Source organism: Cobetia sp. Dlab-2-AX, assembly GCF_024124625.1.
Taxonomy (GTDB): domain Bacteria; phylum Pseudomonadota; class Gammaproteobacteria; order Pseudomonadales; family Halomonadaceae; genus Cobetia.
In genome coordinates this window covers 173,313-197,383 of record NZ_JAMXRV010000004.1, presented here as the reverse complement: position 1 = coordinate 197,383, position 24,071 = coordinate 173,313, and the positions used below count along the sequence as shown (strand labels likewise).

Annotated in this window: 19 protein-coding genes; 8 read left to right on the top strand and 11 right to left on the bottom strand. The window is 63.8% G+C overall.

Annotated features, from left to right (window positions below; all coding sequences use genetic code 11):
• Positions 1-197 precede the first annotated feature (197 nt).
• Together NH396_RS08775 and NH396_RS08770 are read left to right on the top strand one after the other, a co-directional pair.
• Complete coding sequence (locus tag NH396_RS08775) at positions 198-1,271, top strand: DUF3500 domain-containing protein (RefSeq protein WP_253063034.1); 1,074 nt, start codon at positions 198-200, stop codon at positions 1,269-1,271.
• Complete coding sequence (locus tag NH396_RS08770; protein ID WP_253063032.1) at positions 1,268-1,885, top strand: hypothetical protein; 618 nt, start codon at positions 1,268-1,270, stop codon at positions 1,883-1,885. Before NH396_RS08775 ends, NH396_RS08770 begins: the two co-directional genes overlap by 4 nt.
• Before the next feature lie 172 nt (positions 1,886-2,057).
• On the opposite strand, the gene guaA is transcribed toward NH396_RS08770, so the two are convergent.
• Both guaA and guaB read right to left on the bottom strand, forming a co-directional pair.
• Positions 2,058-3,632 (bottom strand): glutamine-hydrolyzing GMP synthase, encoded by a 1,575-nt coding sequence (gene guaA, locus NH396_RS08765; protein ID WP_253063030.1) that lies wholly within the window; start codon positions 3,630-3,632, stop codon positions 2,058-2,060.
• 164 nt (positions 3,633-3,796) lie between these two features.
• A complete protein-coding gene (guaB, locus tag NH396_RS08760) occupies positions 3,797-5,266 on the bottom strand; it encodes an IMP dehydrogenase (RefSeq protein WP_176676096.1) in 1,470 nt (489 codons plus the stop codon).
• 453 nt (positions 5,267-5,719) lie between these two features.
• Between guaB and xseA the strand changes: the two genes are divergently transcribed.
• Positions 5,720-7,081, top strand: a complete 1,362-nt coding sequence (gene xseA / locus NH396_RS08755; protein WP_253063197.1) for an exodeoxyribonuclease VII large subunit — start codon at positions 5,720-5,722, stop codon at positions 7,079-7,081.
• Between the two features lie 139 nt (positions 7,082-7,220).
• On the opposite strand, the gene glrR is transcribed toward xseA, so the two are convergent.
• The 6 genes from glrR to NH396_RS08725 form a co-directional block, all read right to left on the bottom strand.
• The gene (glrR, locus tag NH396_RS08750) at positions 7,221-8,588 is read right to left on the bottom strand and encodes a two-component system response regulator GlrR (RefSeq protein ID WP_054555312.1); all 1,368 of its coding nucleotides are present in this window, start codon (positions 8,586-8,588) and stop codon (positions 7,221-7,223) included.
• 120 nt (positions 8,589-8,708) lie between these two features.
• Positions 8,709-9,275, bottom strand: coding sequence for a hypothetical protein (locus tag NH396_RS08745; protein ID WP_253063028.1), 567 nt, complete (start codon positions 9,273-9,275; stop codon positions 8,709-8,711).
• A 4-nt stretch (positions 9,276-9,279) separates the two neighbouring features.
• Positions 9,280-10,797 carry a HAMP domain-containing sensor histidine kinase gene (locus NH396_RS08740; protein WP_253063026.1) on the bottom strand — a complete coding sequence of 506 codons (1,518 nt, stop codon included), beginning with the start codon at positions 10,795-10,797 and terminating at the stop codon, positions 9,280-9,282.
• Positions 10,798-11,922: 1,125 nt separating this feature from the next.
• Positions 11,923-13,233, bottom strand: coding sequence for an amino-acid N-acetyltransferase (gene argA / locus NH396_RS08735; RefSeq protein ID WP_253063024.1), 1,311 nt, complete (start codon positions 13,231-13,233; stop codon positions 11,923-11,925).
• A gap of 230 nt (positions 13,234-13,463) precedes the next feature.
• Positions 13,464-14,747, bottom strand: a complete 1,284-nt coding sequence (locus tag NH396_RS08730; protein ID WP_176676091.1) for an inorganic phosphate transporter — start codon at positions 14,745-14,747, stop codon at positions 13,464-13,466.
• A gap of 40 nt (positions 14,748-14,787) precedes the next feature.
• Complete coding sequence (locus NH396_RS08725; protein ID WP_176676090.1) at positions 14,788-15,468, bottom strand: TIGR00153 family protein; 681 nt, start codon at positions 15,466-15,468, stop codon at positions 14,788-14,790.
• Positions 15,469-15,939: 471 nt separating this feature from the next.
• On the opposite strand from NH396_RS08725, the gene NH396_RS08720 reads away from it, so the two are divergent.
• Both NH396_RS08720 and NH396_RS08715 read left to right on the top strand, forming a co-directional pair.
• The gene (locus NH396_RS08720; protein ID WP_253063014.1) at positions 15,940-16,950 is read left to right on the top strand and encodes a CYTH domain-containing protein; all 1,011 of its coding nucleotides are present in this window, start codon (positions 15,940-15,942) and stop codon (positions 16,948-16,950) included.
• 151 nt (positions 16,951-17,101) lie between these two features.
• A complete protein-coding gene (locus tag NH396_RS08715) occupies positions 17,102-18,163 on the top strand; it encodes an ion transporter (RefSeq protein WP_253063012.1) in 1,062 nt (353 codons plus the stop codon).
• A 142-nt stretch (positions 18,164-18,305) separates the two neighbouring features.
• Here NH396_RS08715 and NH396_RS08710 read toward each other — a convergent pair whose 3' ends face one another.
• Entirely contained in the window at positions 18,306-18,929 is a 624-nt protein-coding gene (locus NH396_RS08710) for an L-threonylcarbamoyladenylate synthase (RefSeq protein ID WP_176676087.1), read from the bottom strand.
• Positions 18,930-18,994: 65 nt separating this feature from the next.
• On the bottom strand, positions 18,995-19,855 hold the full coding sequence (locus NH396_RS08705) for a PHP domain-containing protein (protein ID WP_253063195.1): 861 nt from the start codon (positions 19,853-19,855) through the stop codon (positions 18,995-18,997).
• A gap of 365 nt (positions 19,856-20,220) precedes the next feature.
• On the opposite strand from NH396_RS08705, the gene NH396_RS08700 reads away from it, so the two are divergent.
• From NH396_RS08700 to mnmC, 3 genes are all read left to right on the top strand, one after another.
• Positions 20,221-20,802, top strand: a complete 582-nt coding sequence (locus NH396_RS08700; RefSeq protein WP_253063010.1) for a septation protein A — start codon at positions 20,221-20,223, stop codon at positions 20,800-20,802.
• Entirely contained in the window at positions 20,802-21,101 is a 300-nt protein-coding gene (locus NH396_RS08695; RefSeq protein WP_176676085.1) for a YciI family protein, read from the top strand. Before NH396_RS08700 ends, NH396_RS08695 begins: the two co-directional genes overlap by 1 nt.
• Positions 21,102-21,405: 304 nt before the next feature.
• Positions 21,406-23,562 (top strand): bifunctional tRNA (5-methylaminomethyl-2-thiouridine)(34)-methyltransferase MnmD/FAD-dependent 5-carboxymethylaminomethyl-2-thiouridine(34) oxidoreductase MnmC, encoded by a 2,157-nt coding sequence (mnmC, locus tag NH396_RS08690; protein WP_253063193.1) that lies wholly within the window; start codon positions 21,406-21,408, stop codon positions 23,560-23,562.
• Between the two features lie 139 nt (positions 23,563-23,701).
• Here the strand turns inward: mnmC and NH396_RS08685 are convergent, their stop codons facing one another.
• Positions 23,702-23,980 (bottom strand): YheU family protein, encoded by a 279-nt coding sequence (locus tag NH396_RS08685; RefSeq protein WP_043333752.1) that lies wholly within the window; start codon positions 23,978-23,980, stop codon positions 23,702-23,704.
• Between the last annotated feature and the right edge of the window lie 91 nt (positions 23,981-24,071).

The following is a 24,071-nucleotide window of genomic DNA, read 5'->3' as shown; positions in this document are numbered from 1 at the left end:
AGAAATCATCTGACGAAAGCTTCCTGCTCGACGTCAGGCGGGCTAAGGTTTTCCTTCATCCCCGGAAAATAGGCCCATCGATGTCCCGACGTCTCGCAGTGACCGGAGGAGCCGCGCTGGCCGCGCTCCTGTCCCTCCCCGTCCTCGCACAACAAGGGCACGACGGGCCGCCGCCCGGCCACGACGGGCCACCGCCGATGCCCGCGGAAGACCAGGCGCTGAGCGAGGCCTTGCGCGCGCGCATGGGTGACACCAGCACCCAGATGCAGAGCGTGCCCATCCCCGAGAGCGCAGCCGAATGCGGTGATACGCCCGGTTACGAACGCATGCTGTGCCTGATCGATCTGCTCAAGGCTGATGTCTCCGATGACCTTCTCGAGAACCTGCAGCATGACTACTCCCTCGCAGAGGCCGAGAACTGGAGCAACCTGCCAGCCGGTGCCTTCCCGAAACGCCCCGGCGTGCTGCTGGGCGAGCTGAACATCAAGCAGCGCGGCCTTGTAAAGGCCATCATGCTGGAAGCCACCGGCCACGCGCCCGATGAAGGCTTCGACGAGATGCTCCAGACGCTCAACGCCGATGACTACATCAATACCGTCAGCACCGACTACAAGGCCGGTTACTCCTCCTACAACACCAAGTTCGCCTTCCTCGGCACACCGGGTGAGAGCGGCACATGGGAGCTGTACTACGGCGGTCACCACATGGCCTTCGCCAACACCTATACCGACGGCAAGCTGGCCGGTGCCACGCCCTCCTTCCGTGGCGTGGAACCCTTCCCCTGTTTCGAGATGAACGGTCGCGTGAACGAGCCGCTGACCCAGGAACGCGATGCCTTCGCCACCCTGCTCAGCTCGCTCTCCGAGGATCAACAGGCCGAGGCCACGCTGGAAGGCACCTACCGTGACATCCTCGCTGGCCCGCAGGCTGACGACGCCATCCCCGACAGCTACGAGGGCATCCCTGTCTCCGAGCTGGATGACGACCAGCAGGCTCTGTTGCTGACGGCCATCGAGACCTACGTGGACGACATCTCCGCCCCTGAAGCCGCCGCCTACATGGAGAAGTACACCTCCGAGCTTCCCGAGACCTATCTCGGCTTCTCTGGCACGCCGCAGGTGAGCGCCGAGAACGACTACGTGCGCATCCACGGCCCCTCACTGTGGATCGAATTCTCGTTGCAGTCGAACAAGTCCACCGACAAGGTCGGCAATCACCCGCACTCGGTATGGCGGGATCGCACCGACGACTACGGCGGCCAGGCCGAATGAGCCGGCGCGTTTCCTGGCGCACCGCCCTGCTCGCCCTTGTCATGATCTCTTTCGGCCACGGGGTCAGCGGGGCGGGAGGCGGCCTCATCGAGACGGCTCACGCCCACGCCCTGCCCGGCAGCGTGCTGACATTCGAGCAGCAACCGCAGCACACGCTGCACCTCACGCTCCAGTTCCCGCGCGAGGATCTGCTGATCGCCGCGCCGGAACTGGCAGCCCTTGGTGAGCAGGCACCAGGCCAGCCCCTGCCGCAGCCGCTGGTGGATCAACTCGGCAACTACCTCAGTCACCATCTCGCCTTGTCAGCGAGTCACACACCACTGACGCTGCAACTGGTGGGAGCGCGCCTCGCATCCACCTATCAGCCACAACTCGGCGACTACGTGCTGGTCATCACAGAGTGGAACGTGAAGACCGACAAGGCAGAACCGGACTCCCTGCTGCTGAAATACGACGCCGTGATGCACGAAGTCCGCAACCACCGCGCCGATGTCTACTGGCAAACTTCCGACGGCCACACCCGCCCACTGGCCGACTTCGACTTCTTCCACTCTGCCCACGGCGTAAGGCTCGACCTACACAAGGCGAGGCAGACGCCAGCCGAGCAGGAATGAGACGACCTGGAGTAAGCAAGGCAATAAGCGTTTCCTGAATCGCGCCCACAAAAAAGCCCTTCCGGCCAATGGCCGGAAGGGCTTTCTGCTTGCTGCGTTGTCGTCTCGATCAGCTCAAGAGACCGTCTCGACAGAACGCTGCGTCAGCTCAGCGAGGGGGATCGTCAGGCGATCATTCCCACTCGATGGTGGCCGGCGGCTTGCTGCTGACGTCATAGGTGACGCGCGAGACGTGCTCCAGCTCGTTGATGATGCGGTTGGAGACCTTCTCCAGCAGCTCATACGGCAGGTGCGCCCAGCGGGCCGTCATGAAGTCGACGGTCTCGACGGCACGGATACCGATGACCCACTCGTAACGACGGCCATCGCCGACGACGCCGACGGACTTGACCGGCAGGAAGACGGCGAACGCCTGGCTGGTCTTGTGGTACCAGTCGAAGTTGTGCAGTTCTTCGATGAAGATGGCGTCGGCTTCACGCAGGATGTCCGCGTATTCCTTCTTCACTTCCCCGAGGATGCGCACGCCCAGACCCGGCCCCGGGAAGGGGTGACGGTAGACCATGTCATACGGCAGGCCGAGTTCGAGGCCGACCTTGCGGACTTCGTCCTTGAACAGCTCGCGCAGCGGCTCGACCAGTTCCATCTTCATGTCGTCCGGCAGGCCGCCGACATTGTGGTGAGACTTGATGACGTGGGACTTGCCGGTCTTGCTGGCGGCGGATTCGATCACGTCCGGGTAGATGGTGCCCTGGGCGAGGAAGTCGACTTCGGTCAGCTTGGCGGCTTCGGCATCGAACACTTCGATGAAGGTGTTGCCGATGGCCTTGCGCTTGGCTTCCGGGTCACTGACGCCAGCCAGCTTGCTGAGGAAGAGGTCTTCAGCGTCAACACGGATGACCTTGACGCCCATGTGGCGAGAGAAGGTTTCCATGACCTGGTCGCCTTCGTTCTTGCGCAGCAGGCCGTTGTCGACGAAGACGCAGGTCAGCTGGTCGCCGATGGCCTTGTGCAGCAGCGCCGCGACCACGGAGGAGTCGACACCGCCGGACAGGCCGAGCAGCACCTTGCGGTCACCGACCTGAGCACGAACGCGATCGGTGAGGTCTTCGATGATCTTGGCCGGAGTCCACAGACGCTCGGACTGGCAGATCTCGATCACGAAGTGCTCGAGGATGCGCTGGCCCTGCAGGGTGTGGGTGACTTCCGGGTGGAACTGCACGCCGTAGAACTGCTTCTCTTCCCACGCCATGGCGGCGATCGGGCAGCTCGGGGTGGAGGCAGTGACGGTGAAGGTCTCCGGGATCTTCGCGACCTTGTCACCGTGGCTCATCCAGACGTCGAGCAGCGGGCGGCCTTCGTCGTCCAGGTGGTCCTTGATGTCCTTGAACAGCGCGGACTCACCGTCGACACGAATCTGGGCATAGCCGAATTCGCGCACGTTGGAGCCTTCGACCTTGCCGCCGAGCTGCTCGGCCATGGTCTGCATGCCGTAACAGATGCCGAACACCGGCAGACCCATCTCGAACACGCACTCAGGCGCACGCGGCGAGTCCAGCTCGGTGACGGATTCCGGGCCACCGGCCAGGATGATGCCGTTGGGGTTGTACTCGCGGATCTCTTCTTCGGTGATGTCGAAGGCACGCACCTCGGAGAACACGCCCAGCTCACGCACGCGACGCGCGATCAGCTGTGTGTACTGGGAACCGAAATCGAGGATCAGGATCTTGTGGGAATGGATGTCTTGCATCTTCAGTCTCTCATTGGGGAGTCATGTGACCCGCTTCGGAGCTGCGAGGGAGCGCGGCGTCGTCTCCTTCCGGCCCCCGAAACCGCCGGGGGAGAAGTTTTCTCGACCTAAGCAAAGCGGGAACCCGTGTAGGGCTCCCGCTTTGCGTCGCGCTTCGCTATGTCTCAGTCGCGCCGATAGTTGGGCGCTTCCTTGGTGATCTGCACGTCGTGGACGTGGGATTCGGCGAAGCCGGCACCGGTGATCTGCACGAATTGCGGCACGGTGCGCATCTCTTCGATGGTCTGGCTACCGGTGTAGCCCATGGAGGCACGCAGGCCACCCATCAACTGGTGCACGATGGCGCTCATCATGCCCTTGTAGGGCACGCGGCCTTCGATGCCTTCCGGCACCAGCTTCTCGACGCCGGCATTCTTGTCCTGGAAGTAACGGTCGCTGGAGCCCTGGGTCTGGGACATGGCGCCCATGGAACCCATGCCGCGATACGCCTTGTAGGTACGGCCCTGGAACAGCTCGACTTCGCCCGGCGCTTCCTCGGTACCGGCGAGCAGGCCGCCGATCATGACGATGCTGGCGCCTGCGGCGATGGCCTTGGCGATGTCACCGGAGAAGCGGATACCGCCATCGGCGATGACCGGCACGTCGTACTTGGCCATGGCGGCCGCGACATTGGCGACAGCACTGATCTGCGGCACACCGACACCGGCGACGATACGCGTGGTGCAGATGGAACCCGGGCCGATGCCGACCTTGACGCCGTCTGCGCCGGCTTCCGCCAAGGCGATGGCGGCTTCGGCGGTCGCGATGTTGCCACCGATGACCTGAATCTTCGGGTGGTGCTCCTTGACCCAGGCGACGCGGTCGATCACGCCCTTGGAGTGACCGTGCGCGGTGTCGACGACGATGACGTCAACGCCGGCTTCGGCCAGTGCCGCGATGCGGTCCGGCGTTTCCGGGCCGGTGCCGACAGCAGCACCCACCAGCAGGCTGCCATTGCTGTCCTTCGCCGCGTTCGGGTAGGTCTTGACCTTCTCGATGTCGCGAACGGTGACGAGGCCGCGCAGGCGGAATTCGTCATCGACGATCGGCATCTTCTCGATGCGGCTTTCCTGCAGCTTGGCCTTGATCTGATCCAGCGGCGTGCCTTCCAGTACGGTGACCAGCTTGTCGCGACCGGTCATGATGCCGGCGACGGTATCGCTGAAGTCAGGCTGGAAACGCATGTCGCGACCGGTCACGATGCCGACCAGGTATTCACCCTCGACCACCGGGAAGCCGGAGTAGCCATGCTCCTCGGACATTGCCAGCAGATCCTGGATCTTGGCCTTCGGGCTGACAGTGACCGGGTCACGCACGATGACGCTCTCGTGCTTCTTGACCTTGCGGACTTCCGCGGCCTGCTGGGCGATGCTCATGCTCTTGTGGATGATGCCGACACCACCTTCCTGCGCCATGGCGATGGCCAGGCGAGCTTCGGTGACGGTGTCCATCGCAGAGGAGATGAGCGGGATATTGACGCTGATGTCGCGTGTGAGACGTGATCTCAGGCTGACGTCCTTGGGGAGGACCTCGGAGTAGCCGGGGACGAGAAGAACGTCATCAAACGTCAGAGCTTCTTGCGCTATACGTAGCATGTCGAACGCCCAGTAGCAGTTTATGAGGGATGCGCGAAAGCCGCAGTGCAGGGCCCGTGGGACAGGCGCCATGACTACGGTTCTTGCGATTGCTGCGAGGTAATCACCCATGATAACCCATTCGCCCCACTCGAGACAAACGTCGCAGGCTATCAATCTCGCGACATCTTGTCCCAGCGGCATTGACCATCTGGTCAACTAAAGCCACGGATGACGCGGCCTGCGGGCTGGCGGGCGGCAAGTCACCTTGCCAGAGCCGCGCCTCGCTGGGCACTGGTCAGCGCATCCCGATGGGTCGCCTTGGATCGTCTCTCGCTTCTCGCCTGTGGCATCATTGTCTTGTGCTCTTCACAAGCTTCAGTGCTTCCAAGCTTCAGTTCTTCACAAGCTTCAATAGTCGCCCTCACTCAAGCTCCCCGTCAGCTCCAGCACAAGGAATGTCGCGTGTTCGAAATCTCGTCTGCCGCCAATGCTATCAGCGTGACCCAGCTCAACCGCGAGGCCAAGGGCCTGCTGGAGCGAGGCCTGGGGGAGCTCTGGATCGAGGGGGAAATCTCGGGTTTCTCGCAGCCGCGCTCCGGCCACTGCTACTTCACGCTCAAGGACGACAACGCCCAGGTGCGCTGTGCGCTGTTCAAGAGCCGTGCCCAGTTTCTGCGCGAGAAGCCCAAGGACGGAGATCGGGTGCGGGTGCGCGCCAAGGTGTCACTGTTCGAGGCGCGCGGCGACTATCAGTTGATCGTCGAGGCATTGCAGCAGGCGGGGCTGGGGGAGTGGCTGGCGCGACTGGCGCGCCTCAAGGAGCAACTGGCGGCCGAGGGCGTGTTCGCCAATCAGCGCACCCTGCCCCATCCGCCGCGCCATCTGGGCGTGATCACCTCCGCTACCGGTGCGGCGCTGCAGGATGTGATCGCGGTGACGCGCAAGCGCTGGCCGCAGGCGCATCTGAGCGTGTTGCCGGTCGCCGTGCAAGGGCCGCAGGCGGTGCCGCAGCTGATTCGCGCGGTGGCGATGGCCAATCGCGACAGCGACTGTGATGCACTGCTGATCACACGTGGCGGCGGCAGCCTGGAAGACCTGTGGGCCTTCAATGACCAGCATCTGGCGCGCGCCATCTTCCACTCGCGCCTGCCGGTGGTGGCGGCCATCGGCCACGAGACCGACACCACCCTGGCGGAGCTGGCCGCCGACCTGCGCGCGCCGACGCCCTCCGCCGCTGCCGAGGCGCTGTATCCTGATCAGCTCGCCCAGGTGCAGCAGCTGACCGCCCTCAAGCAGCGCCTGTGGCGCGCGCAGCGTGCCCGCCTCGATCAGGCCGCGCAGCGGCTGGATCATGCCCGCTCGCGCCTGCGTCATCCGGCCCGTGAGCTGGAAACCCAGCGCCAGCGTGCCCGCGAGCTGGAACGCCGCCTGCACACTGCAGTGCGCATGCGCATGACCAGTGAGCAGCAGAAGGCCGACCAGCTGACCCGCCGCCTGCAGCAGGCCAGCCCCGCGCGCGATATCCAGCGTCACCGTCAGCAACTGGCGATGTTGACCCCGCGCCTCAACAACGCCCTGCCCCGCCGTCTGGCCGCTGATCGTGAGAGACTGGAAGGCGCGATGCGTGCGCTGAATGCGGTCAGTCCGCTCAATGTACTCAACCGCGGCTACGCCATCGTCGAACGCGTCGGCAGTCACTCGACACCAGCACATGGCGACAGCAAGGTCATCCGCGCCGCCCACCAGACCCAGCCCGGTGAGATGCTCTCGATCCGCCTCGGCGAAGGCCGCCTGGCCGTCGAGGTCAAACGTCGCTACAGACCAAAGCCCTGATCGACGCTGTCACGCTGCCAGACCGAAAAAAGCCCCGCTACCGGAACCGGTAACGGGGCTTTTTCACGGGCGCTTCACGTCCGACGCACCGGGCCGCTTTTGACCTTGCGCCTTTCGCGTGGCCTCGGACGCGATAAACCTAGAAGTCAGGCGGACCCTGCTCGGCGCCCGGCTTGAACACACCCGGCTCCAGATCATGACGTCCCAGCAGCTTGTAGAAATCGGTGCGGTTACGCCCGGCGATACGCGCCGCCTGGGTCACGTTGCCTTCGGTGATCTTCAACACCTTGATCAGGTAGCTGCGCTCGAAGCCGGCACGCGCCTCAGAGAAGGACGGCAAGGCGTTTTCCTCCGCGGCCAGCGCCTGGGAGACCAGCGCTTCCGGAATCATCGAGGAGCTGGTGAGCGCGACACACTGCTCGACCACGTTGACCAGCTGACGCACGTTGCCCGGCCAGGCACTGGAAGCCAGCAGGTTGAGCGCTTCCGGCGAGAAGCCCTTCACGAACGGCTTGTGGCGCGCGGCGGCCTGACTGATCAGATACTTGGCCAGCAGCGGCACATCCTCGGCACGCTCGCGCAGGGCGGGCAGCTTCAGATTGACCACGTTGAGTCGGTAGTAGAGGTCTTCGCGGAAGTCGCCGTCATGCATCGCCTTGTCGAGATTGCGGTGCGTGGCGGAGATGATGCGCACGTCGATGGGCACCGAGGTGGTGGAGCCCAGCGGGCGAATCTGACGCTCCTGCAGTGCACGCAGCAGCTTGACCTGCAGCGCCAGCGGCATGTCGCCGATCTCATCGAGGAACAGGGTGCCGCCGTCTGCCGCCTGGAACAGGCCCTGGTGGGCACTGACCGCGCCGGTGAACGAGCCCTTGGCGTGACCGAACAGTTCGCTTTCCAGCAGCTGCTCCGGCAGCGCGCCACAATTGATGGCGACGAAGGGACGCGAGGCACGCGGGCTGGCGTTGTGGATGGCCTTGGCCATCAGCTCCTTGCCCGAACCGGACGGACCGGTGACCAGCACGCTGACATCGGAGGCCGCTACCATGCGCGCCTGCTCGAGAATCTGCTCCATCTGCGGGGAGCGAGTGATGATGCCAGCACGCCAGGCATCGTCACCCTCCTTTACGGGCGGCGCCTGGGCCAGCGCCTCATCGATGGCGGCGAACAGCTCGTCCTTGTCGACCGGCTTGGTCAGGAAGCTGAACACGCCCTGACGGGTGGCACTGACGGCATCAGGGATGGAGCCGTGTGCGGTCAGCAGGATGACGGGCATGCCCGGCTGACGCTTCTGCAGCTCACCGAACAGGGCCATGCCATCCATTTCATCCATGCGCAGGTCGGACAGGACCAGGTCTGGACGTGCGGCTTCGAGACGGCTGAGCGCCTCGCGGCCACTGCTGGCCGTCGTGACCTTGAAGCCACGGCTTTCGAGACGCATGCCGAGCAGCTTGAGCAGGCTCGCATCATCATCGACGAGCAGAATATGCGCTTGTGCGTATTTCACACTAACTCTCCTTGCGACACCCGAGGGCCTGGGACATCGACGTCGGGGCCGCACAGTCTTGCGTCATGCAATCGCGGGGATTGAGTGACAGGGTCGTGGCCAGAGTCTGCCGCTGAGGGTTCAGGGCGTGCTCTGGCGGCGCGAATTGATCGATTCTTCGATGGCCGTCAAGGCTTCCAGCTTCTTGGTCAGCTGGGCATTCTCGGCGCTGAGCTTGCGACGGGCACCGTCATTCTTGTCACGCTCGGCGATCAGACCGCGACGCTCCTCGAGGCCATTGAGCCACTGGCGAAGCAGCGGCTGCAGGCGGCTCGGGGCGGTAGGCAGGTCCGCCTTGTAGAGGTCAGAGGCCAGCTCCCAGTCCGATTCATCGCCCCAGCTGAGCACGATGGCACGCGCGAGGCGACGGTCATGGCGGTTGCCTTCCAGCTGCAAAAGGGTGCTTTCACGCCAGCCGCTGTTGCCACGCTGGGCCTGCAGCGCGAAGGCGACCCATTCATCCAGCAGGCAGTCCTCGCCGGTGAAGTCCGGCAGGTCGCCGATGCCGTAGCAGCTCTCCCGCACACTCTGGCTGACCACTTCCGGCTCGCTGCCCGGCATGGTGATATTGGTCAGGGCGCCACAGGCGCTAAGCGTACTGAGCAATACGCCTGCGGCCAAGCGCATCAGTAGTCGTTGCCCCTTCATCACTTCAGTTCCTTGCGTGCTTGATGGCGTTCAGTGACGCCATTTCATGTGGTGTGGACTGCTGATCCGCTCCGGCGGCATCCCTGTCTGCCTGCAGCTCATGCTCACTGCCTTCCCCTGACGTCAGCGAGCGACTCGGTGTCGGCAATGTCAGCCGGAAGCAGACATCCGCCCTGGGGTCATCCACCAGCGCCAATTGACCAAATTGGGCGCGGGCGCTGTCAGCGGCGACCGAGAGGCCGATGCCCGAGCCCTTGAGCGGCCCCTTGCGCTTGACCTCGCCCTGATAGAAGGGCTTGAACAGGTGGTCACGGTCCTGGGTTGCGATGGGCTCGCCGCTGTTGGCGACCTCGATGATCAGCTTGCGACGCTCCTTGCGGGCTCTCAACCACAGGTCACCACTGTCTTCACCATAGGCGATGGCATTGGAGATCAGGTTGTCGAGAATACGCCCGGTACGCGGCCTGTCCGCCTCCCAACTGAGGCTGGCAGGCGGAAGATGCACGCGCATGCCCTTCTTTTCCAGTGCCAGACGATGTTTTGCCAGCACTTCCTTGAACACTTCATGCACATCGAAGCGGCTCTGTTCGAGGCCTTGATTGTGCTGCAGCAGATTGTAGTCGAGGAGTTGCTCGATCAGCTTCTGCAATTCCTTGCTGGAATCATCCAGCAGGCCAAGAATCTCGGTCTGGTGCGGACTCAGCGGCCCGGCGACCTCGTCGATCAGCAGGCCGGTGCCTTCACGAATGCTGGCCAGCGGGGTCTTGAGCTCATGCGACATGTGACGCAGGAACTGCTGCTTCTGCTCCTCGAGCTCATCCAGGCGCGTCGACAGCCAGTTGAGGCGCTCGCCCAGCTGCACCAGCTCCGCCGGCCCCTTGATGACGATGGGTCGCTCGCTATCGATGCCACTGCCCAGGCCATTGATGCGGCGCTCCAGCTGCCGGATGGGCCGGATGATCAGCCAGGTGAAGAACAGCATCAACAGCAGACTGATGGAGACCAGCGCCGCGGTCTGCCACCACAGCTGATTCTTGACCTGGGAGGCACGGGCGCGGATGCCTTCGATACGCGCATCGACGAGCTCACGCGTGGAGTTGAGCAGGCCACTGGCCTGGATGGAGAAGGGACCGAAGTCTTCCAGGTGGCGGCTGACCTGCTCGACGCTCATCTCGGGCATGCGCTCGAGCTGAGACAGCGTCGCCTTCAACTCGCTGACGCGAGGGTCCCCCTCACCCAACAGCCGCGCCTGCTCATCCAGCAAGGCACGGAAGCTGTTGGCCTTGTCGGCGTAGATCTTCATCAGATCAGGATTTTCCAGCACGGCGTACTGGCGGGCGCTACGCTCCATCTCGACGGTGAGATTGGTCAGCGTGCGGGCGCGGCGAGTCTGGTCGACCGCCTGGCGGGCACTGACATCCGCCAGTTCCGACAATTCCGATAGCGCCTGCCCTGCTTGAAACATGAGCACGGCAATCGGCAGCATCACCACCAGAAATGCCATCAGAACCAGCTGAGGCAACGAGCGGGGACGCCAGCGTCGTGACACTGTGGAGGCCATGGAAAGAACTCTATGCAGGAAAGGGATGGTCATCATCGAATCACGTCTTCCTAGAGTACCAGAGTTCACCGGCGTCCATCGCGGTTGCCAGTTCGTAAATAAATATGACGCTTATTCAAATCATAAGGTCGCCACGAGACAAACCGTCCCATTGGCAACGTTTCGCATGAAATTAGTAGCCACTCAGCGCTGGACGCACAAAAAAGAGGGCCGGCATAGCCGGCCCCAAGTACGCAGGGAACTGAAGGGTCAGTCATCACGTGGTGACTCTGGCACCTGGAGACCATAGGCACCACGTGATTGGCGGGTCTGACAGGTGGTCTGCCTGTCAGTCCCGGGAGAAAAGAACGTCACCTGGTGGTCGTTCCAGATCAGTTGACGTTCACGCCGGACAGCGTCCGCGCTCCCTATCGGATGTGAAGCAGGGGGCAACACATCGCAATGTGGGTGATCGAGTCGGATGGCTTGCCGACTTGCCCGCCTCGATCATCAATTCGGGGATGACGGCAGCCAATCTCTCCGGCTACCGCATCGGTTTCGGGCATCCTTGCCCGGGCGTCCTTGCCCTCAAGATACTGTCCATGCCCACCAGGGCCGTACCTGTCTCATCGCAACCTGAAGTCACACATCGCGTGGAGCAGACGCTTGGCCTGTCAGCGATCACGGAGCGCACAGGGCAGTGAGTACCGTCATCGCTGGAAGGCCAGAGAAAGGGCCGGTGATGCACCTCATATCTCTTGCTCACGATACCTATTGCCAAAGGCGTGCCAAAAACCCGAAAACACATTACAAAACAATGACTTGAAATTGTCATCGCGGCGACAGGCATGCCCATGTTGCCCAGGACGGCACACAGAGTCGTGTTTTACTGGCCGATTCGTCGCGATTTGCCAACATATATATAGGACACTACATTTTTCCTTTTATAATCAATATGTTGAAGCGTCTCTTTTGCAAGACAATCCCGCAAGGGGTGGGGGGAAACTGCGACACCTACGCAAGAACACCCGCTGATCTGCCCTCATCGAGGGGGTCATCAGCGGGTGTTCTCTGGGCGATTCACACTGGCAGGCAAGTGAGGTGTGACTAGAGCGACTTGAGCAATACCTTGGAGTTGCGCGCCGAGTTGTAGGCCTCGCGACGCATGGGCGGCAGGTCTTGCAGGCCGGCCGACACGAAACCGTGCTCGATGAACCAGTGGACGGTATGGGTCGTCAGCGCATACAGACGCTCGACGCCGGCGCGACGCGCGCGCTGCTCGATCTCGGCCAGCAGCTGCTCGCCGCGCTGTCCGCGACGATAGTCATCATGCACGGCTACGCAGGCCAGCTCGCCCATGGCGGCGTCGAGGCTGAGATGCAGTGCCGCACACCCGATGACCATGCCATCGCGCTCCAGCACCACATAGTCGTCGATCTCATGTTCGAGACGCTCCCGCGAGCGGGCCACCAGAATGCCGCGCTGCTCCAGCGGCCCCAGCAGCGCCAGCAGGCCACCGACATCCTCAAGGCGCGCCTTGCGCAGCTGCTCGTAGCCCTGGCGCGTGATCATGGTGCCGATACCGTCACGGGTGAACAACTCGCCCAGCAGGGCGTCACGGTCGCGCCAGCTCAACAGGTGGGTGCGCCCGACGCCACGACGTGCGGCGCCGCAGGCCGCGGCCAGGTGGCGCGACAGTTCGCTGTCGTCATCGCGAGGCGGCGCCATCAGCGCGGCTTCTTCAGGATTGAGCTGACGCAGCAGCTCACCGTCTTCGCCGAACAGGCCCTCCCCTTCGCCAAGCAGGATCAGCTTGTCAGCGGCCAGCGCCACGGCGGCGTGTTCGGCGACCTCGGCAGCGTCCAGATCGAACACCTCACCTGTGCTGGAGTAACCCAGCGGCGGCAGCACGACGATGGCCTGCTGCGAGAGCAGCCCCTGGATCGCCTCGCTGCGCACGCGGCGCACCTCGCCACCATGCTGGAAGTCGATGCCATGACGCACGCCCAGCGGCTTGGCCATCACCAGATTGCCGGAGACGGCGGAGAGCTCCACGCCATGCAGCGGCGTATTGGGCAGCCCCTGGGACAGACTGGCCTCTAGGCGCAGACGCAGCGTGGCGACCTGCTGCTCCAGATGGCCGAGAATCTCACGCGTCACCACCCAGCGGCCCTGATGGCGGTCCGCCTCGATACCGGCAGCCTGCAACGCCTCTGCCACCTGCGGGCGCACCCCAAACACCACCACCAGCTTCACGCCGAGGGTATGCAGCAACGCCAGATCCTGTATCAACTGCGTTCGTCGTGACGAGGACAGGGCATCGCCCTCGATCAGAATGACGAAGGTGCGGCCACGATGGGCATTGATATAGGGAGAGGAGTTGCGAAACCAGTCCGCGAAGGGGAAACGCGTGTTCAAGAGCCAGCTCCGGGCAGGAGAGAGGGAAAATGGCATGTCAGGCATGCCCATGAATCATCATATCAGCGCCGCAGCCTGCACGGCGAGCGCTGCCCCCTGACATCCATGTGTCAGATACGAGAAAGGCGACCCGAAGGTCGCCTTTCTCGTTTTACCAATACGTTTTACCAGTTCATCTCATGCAAGGCGTCAGCTCGAGCCAAGGCTCAGGCTCAGAACCATGCGCCGGCTTAGCCGAACATGCCCTTGAACATGAAGAAGAACAGGATCGACAGGATCGCGCCGGCCGGCAGAGTGATCAGCCAGGACATCACGATGGTGCCGATCACGCGCAGGTTGAGCGCTGCCATGCCGCGTGCCAGACCTACCCCCAGCACCGCACCGACCAGGGTGTGGGTGGTGGAGATCGGCAGACCGGTGCCGGAGGCCAGCACGACGGTCGAGGCGGCGGCCAGCGTGGCCGCGAAGCCGCGAGATGGCGTCAACTCGGTAATGCCGGTGCCGACGGTGGCGATGACGCGACGACCATAGGTAACCAGGCCGACGACGATACCGCCGCCACCCAGCACGAGGACCCACCACGGCATGCTCGCCTTGGCACCGATCTGACCGGCGGAGTCGACGACACTGATGATGGCCGCCAGCGGGCCGACCGCATTGGCCACGTCGTTGGAGCCGTGGGCGAAGGCCATCGCACAGGCGGTGAACATCATCAGCAGGCCGAAGACCTTCTCGACACCGCTGAAGTCGAAGTCGTCACCGGTGGCGCGATTCTTCTCCTTGAGGCGTGAACGCGCGACCTTGCGCTCCATCAGCACGCCGATACCCATCACGATGGCACCGACGACGACGGACAGCAGCAGGCTGGATTCGAAGCTCAGATGCAGGCCGACATGCTTAAGGCCCTTGACCATGGTCACCATCGAGATGATGAAGCCGACCAGGAACATGTACATCGGCACGTAGCGCTTGGCGGCCGCGAACGGGTCTTCGTTGTCGAAGATCAGCGTCTGCACGGACTTGAACAGCACGAAGGCGATGGAGCCCGCCAGCAGCGGCGAGACCAGCCAGGAGGCCGCGATCTGACCGACCTTGGCCCATTCGACGGCGTCCACGCCGAGACCCGCAGCGGAGAAGCCGACGATGGCGCCGACGATGGAGTGGGTGGTCGAGACCGGCCAGCCCTTCATGGAAGCGATCAGCAGCCAGATACCGGCGGCCAGCAGCGAGGCCAGCATGCCGTAGACCAGGAACTGCGGATTCTCGATCAGCAGTGACGGGTCGATGATGCCCTTGCGGATGGTGTCAGTCACCTCACCACCGGCAAGCCAGGCACCGAGGAATTCGAAGATCACGGCGATGATGATCGCCTGTTTGATGGTGATCGCCTTGGAACCTACCGAGGTTCCCATGGCATTGGCGACGTCATTCGCACCCACACCCCATGCCATGAAGAAACCGAACAGACAGGCAAGAATGACGAGCACATCGCCGTATTGAGCAATGATGGACATAGAAGACTCTTGGACAGATGGCAGGACGTCCTGACGGCGCTCAGCGCGCCATCAGGATCTGCAGTCGGGTACCGACCTTTTCCGCTTGGTCAGCCACATCGCCGACCCAATCAATGATCTTGTACAGGAAGATCACATCGACGGGCGGGAGACTGGCTTCCAGCGAGAACAGGGTCTGGCGGATGGCGATCTGCTGTTCGTCGGACTGCTTCTCGAGCTCATGCAGCTCGTTGATCAGCTTGTCGACCAGCTCGCTCATGTTGCGCCCGAAACCGGACTCGACGAGGTCTTCCAGTTCACCCAACGCACGACGCGCCTGGCAGACCGATTCGACCGCAGTCTTGAGATACTCACCCATGGCGGGCACCAGTGCGGTGGGTATCTGCATATGACGACCCAGCATGATCCCGGCGATGTCCTTGGTGACATTCGCGATGGAATCCTGGACATGGATCAGCTCGAGAAGGTCGGAGCGCGAGACCGGCAGGAACAGCGAGTTGGGCAGGTTGAGGCGCAGCTGCGTCTTCAACTCGTCCGCTTCACGCTCCAGACCACTGATGGTCTTGCGAATGCTGGCTGCCTGCTCCCAATCACCCTGCTCGCAGGCGTCGAAGAAGGTCAGCAAGTGCTGGGCGCACTCGTCGGTCTTGATGATGTGGGTGTGCAGCGCCTTGAAAGGCGAGCGCCCGAACATCGAAGAGAAAGGGTTGGTCGTTACCATAGTGGCCGTCGGCGTTAAGGATTGACGCGCGGAGTGTAGCAAAGCCTTTGTGACGATCACATAACTTTCATCGTAACGTCATGATACCGCCTTGCTGTTGTCATTTACGTAACAACAGCGGCAGTGCGGGGGAACACGAAGGATTCCAGAGGAGAGATTGTCATGTAGCGGCAGGACCCGTGGTCGCTGGCTTTATCCACTGTTCGTAATATAACCAAGGACGTGACGACAGGCAATTGCTGTCACCTCAATGTCATCATTCTGTCATATAAATGTGATTGTGCCGACAGCCGATACCCGCATGGCCTCCCCCCTCCTGTGCTTGCCTTGCCGCGGGCCAGGCGCGAGCATGAGAGGCATGAGCCTCGATCACCATGCACCATGCTTGCCGGAGGCTCTGCGGTCCTGGCGCCGCTGTCACCATCATCCGTCAGCATCCGTCTTCTTTCATCCGTACAGGGAGTGCCCATCATGGCGCAGGAAATCGAACTCAAACTGGCACTGTCTCACCCCGTCATTGATCGCGATGCCATTCTGGAGACACTGACGGGCATTGCAGAGCTGGCAACGGTCACCCCCAGGCGGCGCTGGCTGGCCAACACCTATTTCGACACCCCCGAGCATGCGCTGGAGCGTGCGCGCATGGCGCTGCGTCTGCGCCAGAGTGGTAAGAATGCCGACAGCACGGGGGCCCTGCGCCAGACGCTCAAGACCAGCGGCGAGAGTCATGGCGGACTGCATTCTCGCGGCGAATGGGAATGGGAGCTGCCCGAGGGCCAGACCGGCCTCGACCTCGACGGCCTGCGTGGCCTGCCGCCCTTGCAGGCGCTGGAAGACGGCGCCCGCGAGCAGCTGCTGAGTGCGCTCGCGCCCAGCTTCAGCACCGATTTCGAGCGTCATGCCTGGCAGCTCGACGTCAAGGCGACATGCAGCGACGAGAATCTGAGCGACGAGCAGGTCATCGTCGGTGTCGAGATGGCGCTGGACCTTGGCGCGGTGAAGGCAAGTGGTCGCGAAGTGACCATCCAGGAAATCGAGCTCGAGCTGACCGGCGGCGAAGACCTCGCCCCAGAGGTGAGAGAAGCCGTGCTCTGGCAGCTGGCGGATTCGCTGGCCAGCCACCTGGCACTGCGTCCGGCGGATGCCAGCAAGGCCAAGCGCGGCGCGGCGCTGCGTGATGGCGAATGGCATGAGAAGACGCTGGATACCACTGACCCCGGCGCGCTGCTGTCCGCCGCCATTGATGCACTCGATGCCCACGCCGACCGACAGGCGAAAGACGACCTCAAGTGGCACGCGCATGCGCTGGCCGCCCTGTCGGCCCTCGCATCACGGCTGGCCGCCTGTCAGCATCCCGGCCATATCCACGCGGTGGCGCTGGTCGAGGCGCTGGAAAGCAGCGACGGCGACGCCTCACAGGACTGGGCGACTCGCGACTTCGGCCAGCACAGCCTGTCACTGCTCGCGACGCTGCGCGGCTGAATCTCGGCACGACACTGACTGCCCAGCCACCAGGCGCTAGACCACTGGCTGATGGACAACGGCCGGGCAGTCACTGAAGGTCACACACTGAGACATCCCCGATACGCCCTGACATTCATCCGGCGTCATCACGCCCGTCAAGGAAGCCTGCATGCCTGAACGCCAGGGCCCTGCCAATGAATATGGCAGCACGCCGCAAAGCCCCCCAGCGTCACCCTCGCACCCCAGCGACTACGAGCCCGCCACGGGCCGTCTGCGCGCGCGGCTGTTTCACTGGATCTTCGAATCCGACACCAAGGCGGCCAAGGCCTTCGATATCGGTCTGATCCTGATGATCTTCGCCAGTGTCGCCGTGGTGATGCTCGACAGCGTGCCCTCGCTGAATGCGCAATACGGCGAGCTGTTCCGCATCATGGAGTGGGGCTTCACGATCATCTTCACGCTGGAATACGCCGTCCGCCTCTACTGCCTGAAGCATCCCGGCACTTGGGCCAAGGGCTTCTACGGCGTGCTCGATCTGCTGTCGATCGCGCCCACCTGGCTGTCGCTGCTGATTCCGGGTGCCCAGGCCTTGCTGGTGGTGCGCGTGCTGCGTGTGCTGCGCCTGTTCCGCGTGCTGCGTCTGATGGCCTTCGTCGGCGAGGGCCGCATGCTGGTCGAGGCCATGACGCGCAGCCGGCGCAAGATCCTGCTGTTCTTCATCACCGTGCTCAGCCTGGTCACGGTCTTCGGCGCCCTGATCTATCTGATCGAGCCACCCGAGGCCGGCTTCACCTCCATCCCCAAGGCGCTCTACTGGGGCGTGGTGACGCTGACGACGGTGGGTTATGGCGATATCGCGCCCATCACGCCGCTGGGGCAGTTCATCTCGGCACTGATGATGATTCTCGGCTACTCGATCCTTGCCGTGCCCACCGGGGTGTTCTCGGCCGAGGTTCTCAACGGCCTGCGCATGCAGCAGACCAGCGACGAAGCCTGCCCGGGCTGTGGTCGCGAAGGCCATGATCGCAACGCCAAGTACTGCAAGTTCTGCGGCACCTGGCTGGACGAGGACACCCGCGACCCGCGCGAGCCGGAACCAGAACCAGAACCGGAGACTGAGCCGGAACCTGAGACAGAGCCGGATCCCGAATCTGCGCCTGACGCAGAGACGCCATCGGACGATCAGCCAGAACCTCCCGATAGCGGGCCTTCCGACCGCGACCGCAGCTGACGAAGCCGAGAGTCGCTCAGCACACGACAATTGCTCGGAAATGACAACGCCTCAGAAATGACAACGCCCCCGCGACCGCAAGGTCCGGGGGCGTTGTCATGGATAAGCGATGTCAGCGCCGTGAAGCACTACGCTGTCGCGATCACTCCGTGAAGCTCGAGATATCGCCGCGCCCTTCGCGCACGATCACCGGCGGCAGCTCGCGCAGGTCAACCACACTGGTGGCCTCGAAGCTGCAGGCGCCGCCGTCGATAACCAGATCCAGCGCGTGTCCGAAGCGCTCGCGAATCTCTTCGGCATCCGTCATCGGCAGCTCCTCGCCCGGCGGAATCAGCGTCACGCTCATCAGCGGTTCGCGATGGGTTTCCAGCAGGGCGTGGGTGATGGCGTGGTCCGGCACGCGCACGCCGATGGAGCGACGCTTGGGGTGCAGCAGAAGGCGCGGCACTTCGGAAGTCGCCTGCAGGATGAAGGTGTAGGCGCCCGGCGTGTGACTCTTGAGCAGGCGGAAGATGGCGTTGTCGACCTTGGCGTAGGTGCCGATTTCCGACAGGTCAGAACACACCAGGGTGAAGTTGTGCTTGTCGTCCAGCTGACGCAGGCGCTTGATGCGCTCGATGGCCTTCTTCTCGCCCAGATGACAGCCCAGCGCGTAGCCGGAGTCGGTCGGATAGGCAATCACGCCACCCTGCTGGATGATGGCGACGGCCTGATCGATGAGGCGTTTCTGGGGATTTTCGGGATGAATCTGGAAGAACTGTCCCATGCGGTGCTCCTTGCGTCTGGGCGCCAACCCGGCAGGCGATCTGGCGTCACGATGATCTCTTGATATCACATGGAGGCAGCATCGGCCGCAAAAAAGGGCGCGATGCGTGGATGACACCACACGGGCGGCACCTTGGTGCGGGGCGGCGGGCTCATGCTGCCGGGGGCCAGCGGGCCGCCGGGGAAGTGGAAGTCACTGCCGACGGAGGCGTAGAGGCCCAGCTCATCGAACTGACGCGCCAGGTCACGCGCGCGATCGATATTCTGGAAGCCGCTGACCAGCTCCGCGCCTTCGCCACCGGCGGCAATGAAGTCACGCAGCAGCTCACCACGCTTGGTGCGCGTCAGCTTGTAGCGCATCGGGTGCGCCATCACGGCGATGCCGCCATCGGCACGCACCCAGCCCACCGCCTCTTCCATCTCCGGCCAGTGCGCCTTGACGTCACCTTTCTGGCCTGCGCCCAGGTGCCGCTTGAAGGCCTCCTGCAGGTTGCGTGCAATCCCGGCCTTAACCAGCGCGCGGGCGAAATCCGGGCGTGACAGCGGACGGTCGCCCGCGCCACTCAGCGTGGCCTGCTCACGGGCGCGCTCGTAGGCATTCTCGAGCCCGAGCTTTTCCATGCGCGTGGCGATCTCGTGGCTGCGACGCTCACGCGCCTCATGCTGCTGTCTGAGGCCGGCACTCAGCGCATCGCCGGCTCCCTCGGGCATCAACGCCACGATATGAATCGTCTGGTTGCGCCAGCGGACCGACAGCTCACAGCCGGGCAGCAACGAGATCCCCTCGGCGCGGGCGGCCTGCTGGGCCTCGAAGATGCCTTCCATGCTGTCGTGATCGGTCAGTGACATGCGTGACAGGCCACGCCGTGCGGCCAGCGCCACCAGTTCTTTCGGTGCCATGCCGCCGTCGGAGGCGGTGGAGTGCATGTGCAGATCGATGTCCGGCACCTCGATATCGGAATCGAAGCGCTGGGGCAGCGGGCGAAACTCGATCGGCTTGCGGGCGGAAATCGGCGAAGAGTCGGACGGGACGTCGGACACGGGGAACCTCTCGGGATGAACGTCTGTGTCACGCGATGCCTGAGATGCAGGCGATCCAGCGGGCCAGACGTCGGGCAGTATTGGCTGCGATGCGCGCCCGGACACACAGGGGCTTTGTCAGCAGGCAGCAATGGCGGCAGAATGAGCACATGCAGGCAGGGGCGCGCCGCTGGTGTCAGACAGGATACCACTCGCACAGACCCTTGCCTTCCCGACGGCTACGTCGTCGTGTTCAGGAGTGCGCATTACCCATGAAGATGTTGCTCGACTTTCTGCCGATCGTGATCTTCTTCGCCGTCTACAAGATGACTGGCGACATGATCATGGCTACCGCCGTGTTGATTCCCGCGACCCTCGCGCAGGTGCTGTACATCTACTGGCGCCACAAGCGCGTCGAGAAGATGCAGCTGGTCACCCTGGCGCTGGTCGTCGTGCTGGGTGGCGCGACCGTGCTGTTCGGCAACAGCTCCTTCATCCAGTGGAAGCCCACCGTGGTCAACTGGCTGTTCGCCGTCGCCTTCCTGCTGTCGCCGCTGTTCGGCGGCAAGCCGCTGGTGGAGCGCATGATGGAAAAGGCGATTCAGCTGCCACGCCCCATCTGGCACCGCCTCAACCTGGCCTGGGTGGTATTCTTCCTCGCCATGGGCGGCTTGAATATCTATGTCTTCAGTTACTACTCGGAAGACATCTGGGTCGACTTCAAGCTGTTCGGCATGCTCGGTCTGACACTGCTGTTCGTCATCGTTCAGGGCGTCTACCTGTCCCGTCACATGGTGCAGGCCCCTCAGGAAGAGAACGCCTCCTCGACCAATTCTCATAAGGATGATTCGTGATGCTCTACTCCATTGTCTGTCAGGACGTCGAAGGTAGCCTCGAAGCACGCATGGCGGCGCGCCCGCCGCATCTGGCACGTCTGGAGGCACTGCACGCCGCCGGTCGTCTGGTCATCGCCGGCCCCAACCCGGCCATCGACAGCGAAGCACCGGGCGAAGCCGGCTTCAGCGGCAGCGTCATCATCGCCGAGTTCGATTCCCTCGAAGACGCCCAGAAGTGGGCCGATGCCGACCCCTTCGTCATCGCCGGTGTCTATGCAAGTGCTGAAGTGAAGCCCTTCAAGCAGACCCTGCCCTAGCCCGGCACCCGACCGGTCATCTGACCGGCGGTTTCTCGCAGACGACGGACAGCCTGGCTGTCCGTCGTCTGCGTTGCAGGCCTCTCTCTGATGCTGACTCGCTCTGATACCGACTCATTGTGCCGCTCTCCCGCTCGACCTCCTGCCAGGAATGCCCGTGAACGATCGCCCTTCCTCTCCCCGCAAGCCCGCTCCCGATCCGTCAGCCAGCAAGACGTCACTCAAGGACGCCTCGGGCACTGCGGCACGCAAGCCTGCCACGACGCCACCGAGCGCGATCGAGCCGGTCACGGCGCCCGGCGTGGTGCCGGACGTGCCACTGGCGCCACTGGCGGCACTGGAGGAGGCGCAGCTCGAGTGGGACGACACCGCGCCACAGGCCACCGATTACGGTGATGTGTACTTCTCGATCCACGATGGCCGTGCCGAGACTGTGCACGTCTTCCTCGACAGCAATCGTCTGAGCGAGCGTTTTCGTGACTGGCAAGAGGCGCGCCCCTTCGTGATCGGCGAGACCGGCTTCGGCACCGGCCTCAACATCCTGTGCGCCGCACAGCGCTTTCTGGCCACGGCACCCGCCGAGGCGCGCCTGCATGTCATCTCGGTGGAAAAGCACCCGATGCGCGCCGCGGATCTCGAGCGGGCGCTGTCCGCCTGGCCGGACCTCGCCTCGCTGGCGAAGCCGCTGGTCGCTCAATGGCCCGCTGCCGTCCTCGGCGTGCACCGCCTGTGGCTGGATGAGCGCATCACCCTGGACCTGCACTTCGGCGATGCGGTGGAGCGTCTGTCGCGCCTGGAGGGGGGCGTCGATGCCTGGTTCCTCGATGGCTTCTCACCATCGAAGAATCCGAAAATGTGGTCACCCGAGCTGTTCGCTGCCATGGCGGGAGTCTCGCGCCCCACGGCGACCTTCGCCACCTTCACCGCCGCGGGCTTCGTACGACGTGGCCTGCGCGCGGCAGGCTTCGTGTGGCGCAAGGTGCCGGGGCACGGCATGAAACGCGAGATGATCTGCGGCGAGCTGGACGAACCGACCGCCGCCGCGCGCGCCGAACTGATGGGGCTTGATGCCTCATCCGCGTCCGGCCATGCCCCCATGAGGGCGCACGCGGTGCGTGGTGCCCTGCATCCGCTGCGTCGTGAGCAGCCCTGGACTCAGCCCCCGCAGCCCGCGCCGGTCAGTCGCGAGACACATGTCGCGGTACTCGGTGCCGGTATCGCCGGTACCAGCTGCGCCGAGGCGCTGGCGCGGCGCGGTGTGAAGGTCACGCTGATCGATGCCGAAGCTCTCGGCGCGCGTGCCTCCGGCAATCGCCAGGGCGCGCTCTACGTCAAGCTGGCCGCCGAGACCAATCCCGCCAGTCGCTTCCAGCTGGCCGCGCTGCAGTACAGCCGGCGCTGGCTGGCAAACCTCGACCCCGAACAGACCCTGTGGTCCGCCAGCGGCGTGCTGCAGCTGGCCACCAGCGAGCGTGAGCGCAAGCGCCAGCAGCGTTTTCTCGACAATCATCCGCTGCCCGAGGCGCTGCTCACGCCTGTCAGCGCCAGTGAGGCCAGTCGAATCGCCGGCAGCGAGATCGCCTTCGACGGCATCTTCTATCCGGTCGCGGGCTGGGTGCGCCCCAGCGCGCTCTGCCAGCACCTCGCTGCCACGCCGGGCATCCGCTTTCTACAGGCGCGTATCGAGGCCATTCAGTCGCTGGGGGCCGAGGAAGGCAAAGAGACTCGCAACGGCGCGCCACGCTGGCAGTTGCAGGTCAACGACGGCAGCTATCTGGAAGTGGATCAGATGATCGTCGCGCTGGGGGAGCAGACTCACCTGCCCGAGCCGCTCGCGCATCTGCCGCTACAGCCGATTCGCGGCCAGGTCAGCGAGATCACGGTAGCGCCGGAACACGCCGCGCACCTGCCCGCGCTCGACAGCGTGGTCTGTGCCGGTGGCTATGTCTCGCCCTATCAGCGCCACGCCGATGGCAGCGTGACCCTCAGCTTCGGCGCGACCTTCGCCCCGCGCGATGAGGATGAGGCGGTCCGCGAGGCGGACCACGCCGCCAATGTCGCGGAGCTGCGCAGTGCCCTGCCCGCCTTCACCGCCGCCTGGGAGCAGGCGCGGGGTGTCAGACTGGAAGACGATGCCTGGCAGGGACGTGTCGCCTGGCGCGCCGCGAGCCCCGACAAGAGCCCGCTGGCCGGCCCGGCACCGGACGCCGCGCAATGGCGTGAGGATTACGCCGCCATGGCCTTCGATGCGAAAAAGCGCGTACCGCAGACGAGCGGCGCCCACCTGCCCGGCCTGTGGCTCTCCACCGCACACGGCTCACGCGGCTTCACCACCGCCCCGCTGTGCGCCGAACTGATCGCCTCGCAACTGTGTGGCGAGCCGCTGCCGCTGGAACGCGAACTGGCCGAGCACCTGCACCCGGGGCGCCGCCTGATCCGCGATATCGTCCAGCGGCGCTGAGCTGGCAAGTCCTGGAGTGAAAGACACGCGCTGATCAGGTGAACCAGCTTTGCCAATGAAAAATGCCCTTGGCACTCGCCAAGGGCATTTTTATTTCTCAGCTGCCAAAAGGGCTGCTGAAAGCCTGTCACGGGAGGACTCAGTCGCCCTCTTCCTCATCATCTGCCAGCTGGCGACCGAAGGACTGCCACTGTTCCAGCGTCATCACCTCGGTGGATTCGGTGCCGATATCATGGACAATCAGCAGCTTGCCGCGTGACAGCTGGCCTTCCAGCTCCGCGACCCAGCCGGCCATGCCTTCACCGACATCGGTTGTGTCATAGCCCTGACGAGTGACGAAGGCTTCCAGCAGGGCGCGCCGTGTATCGGCGGGCAGCATGGTCTGCGGTACCTCGATGAAGCGGTCCCGCGGGTCCATCTGATCAAGTGGCATCTGGCTCATGGGTAGCTCCTGTCCATCATCGGGGTGGCGTGACGACGCCTGCGGTGCATCGTTCAACGTATCCGTA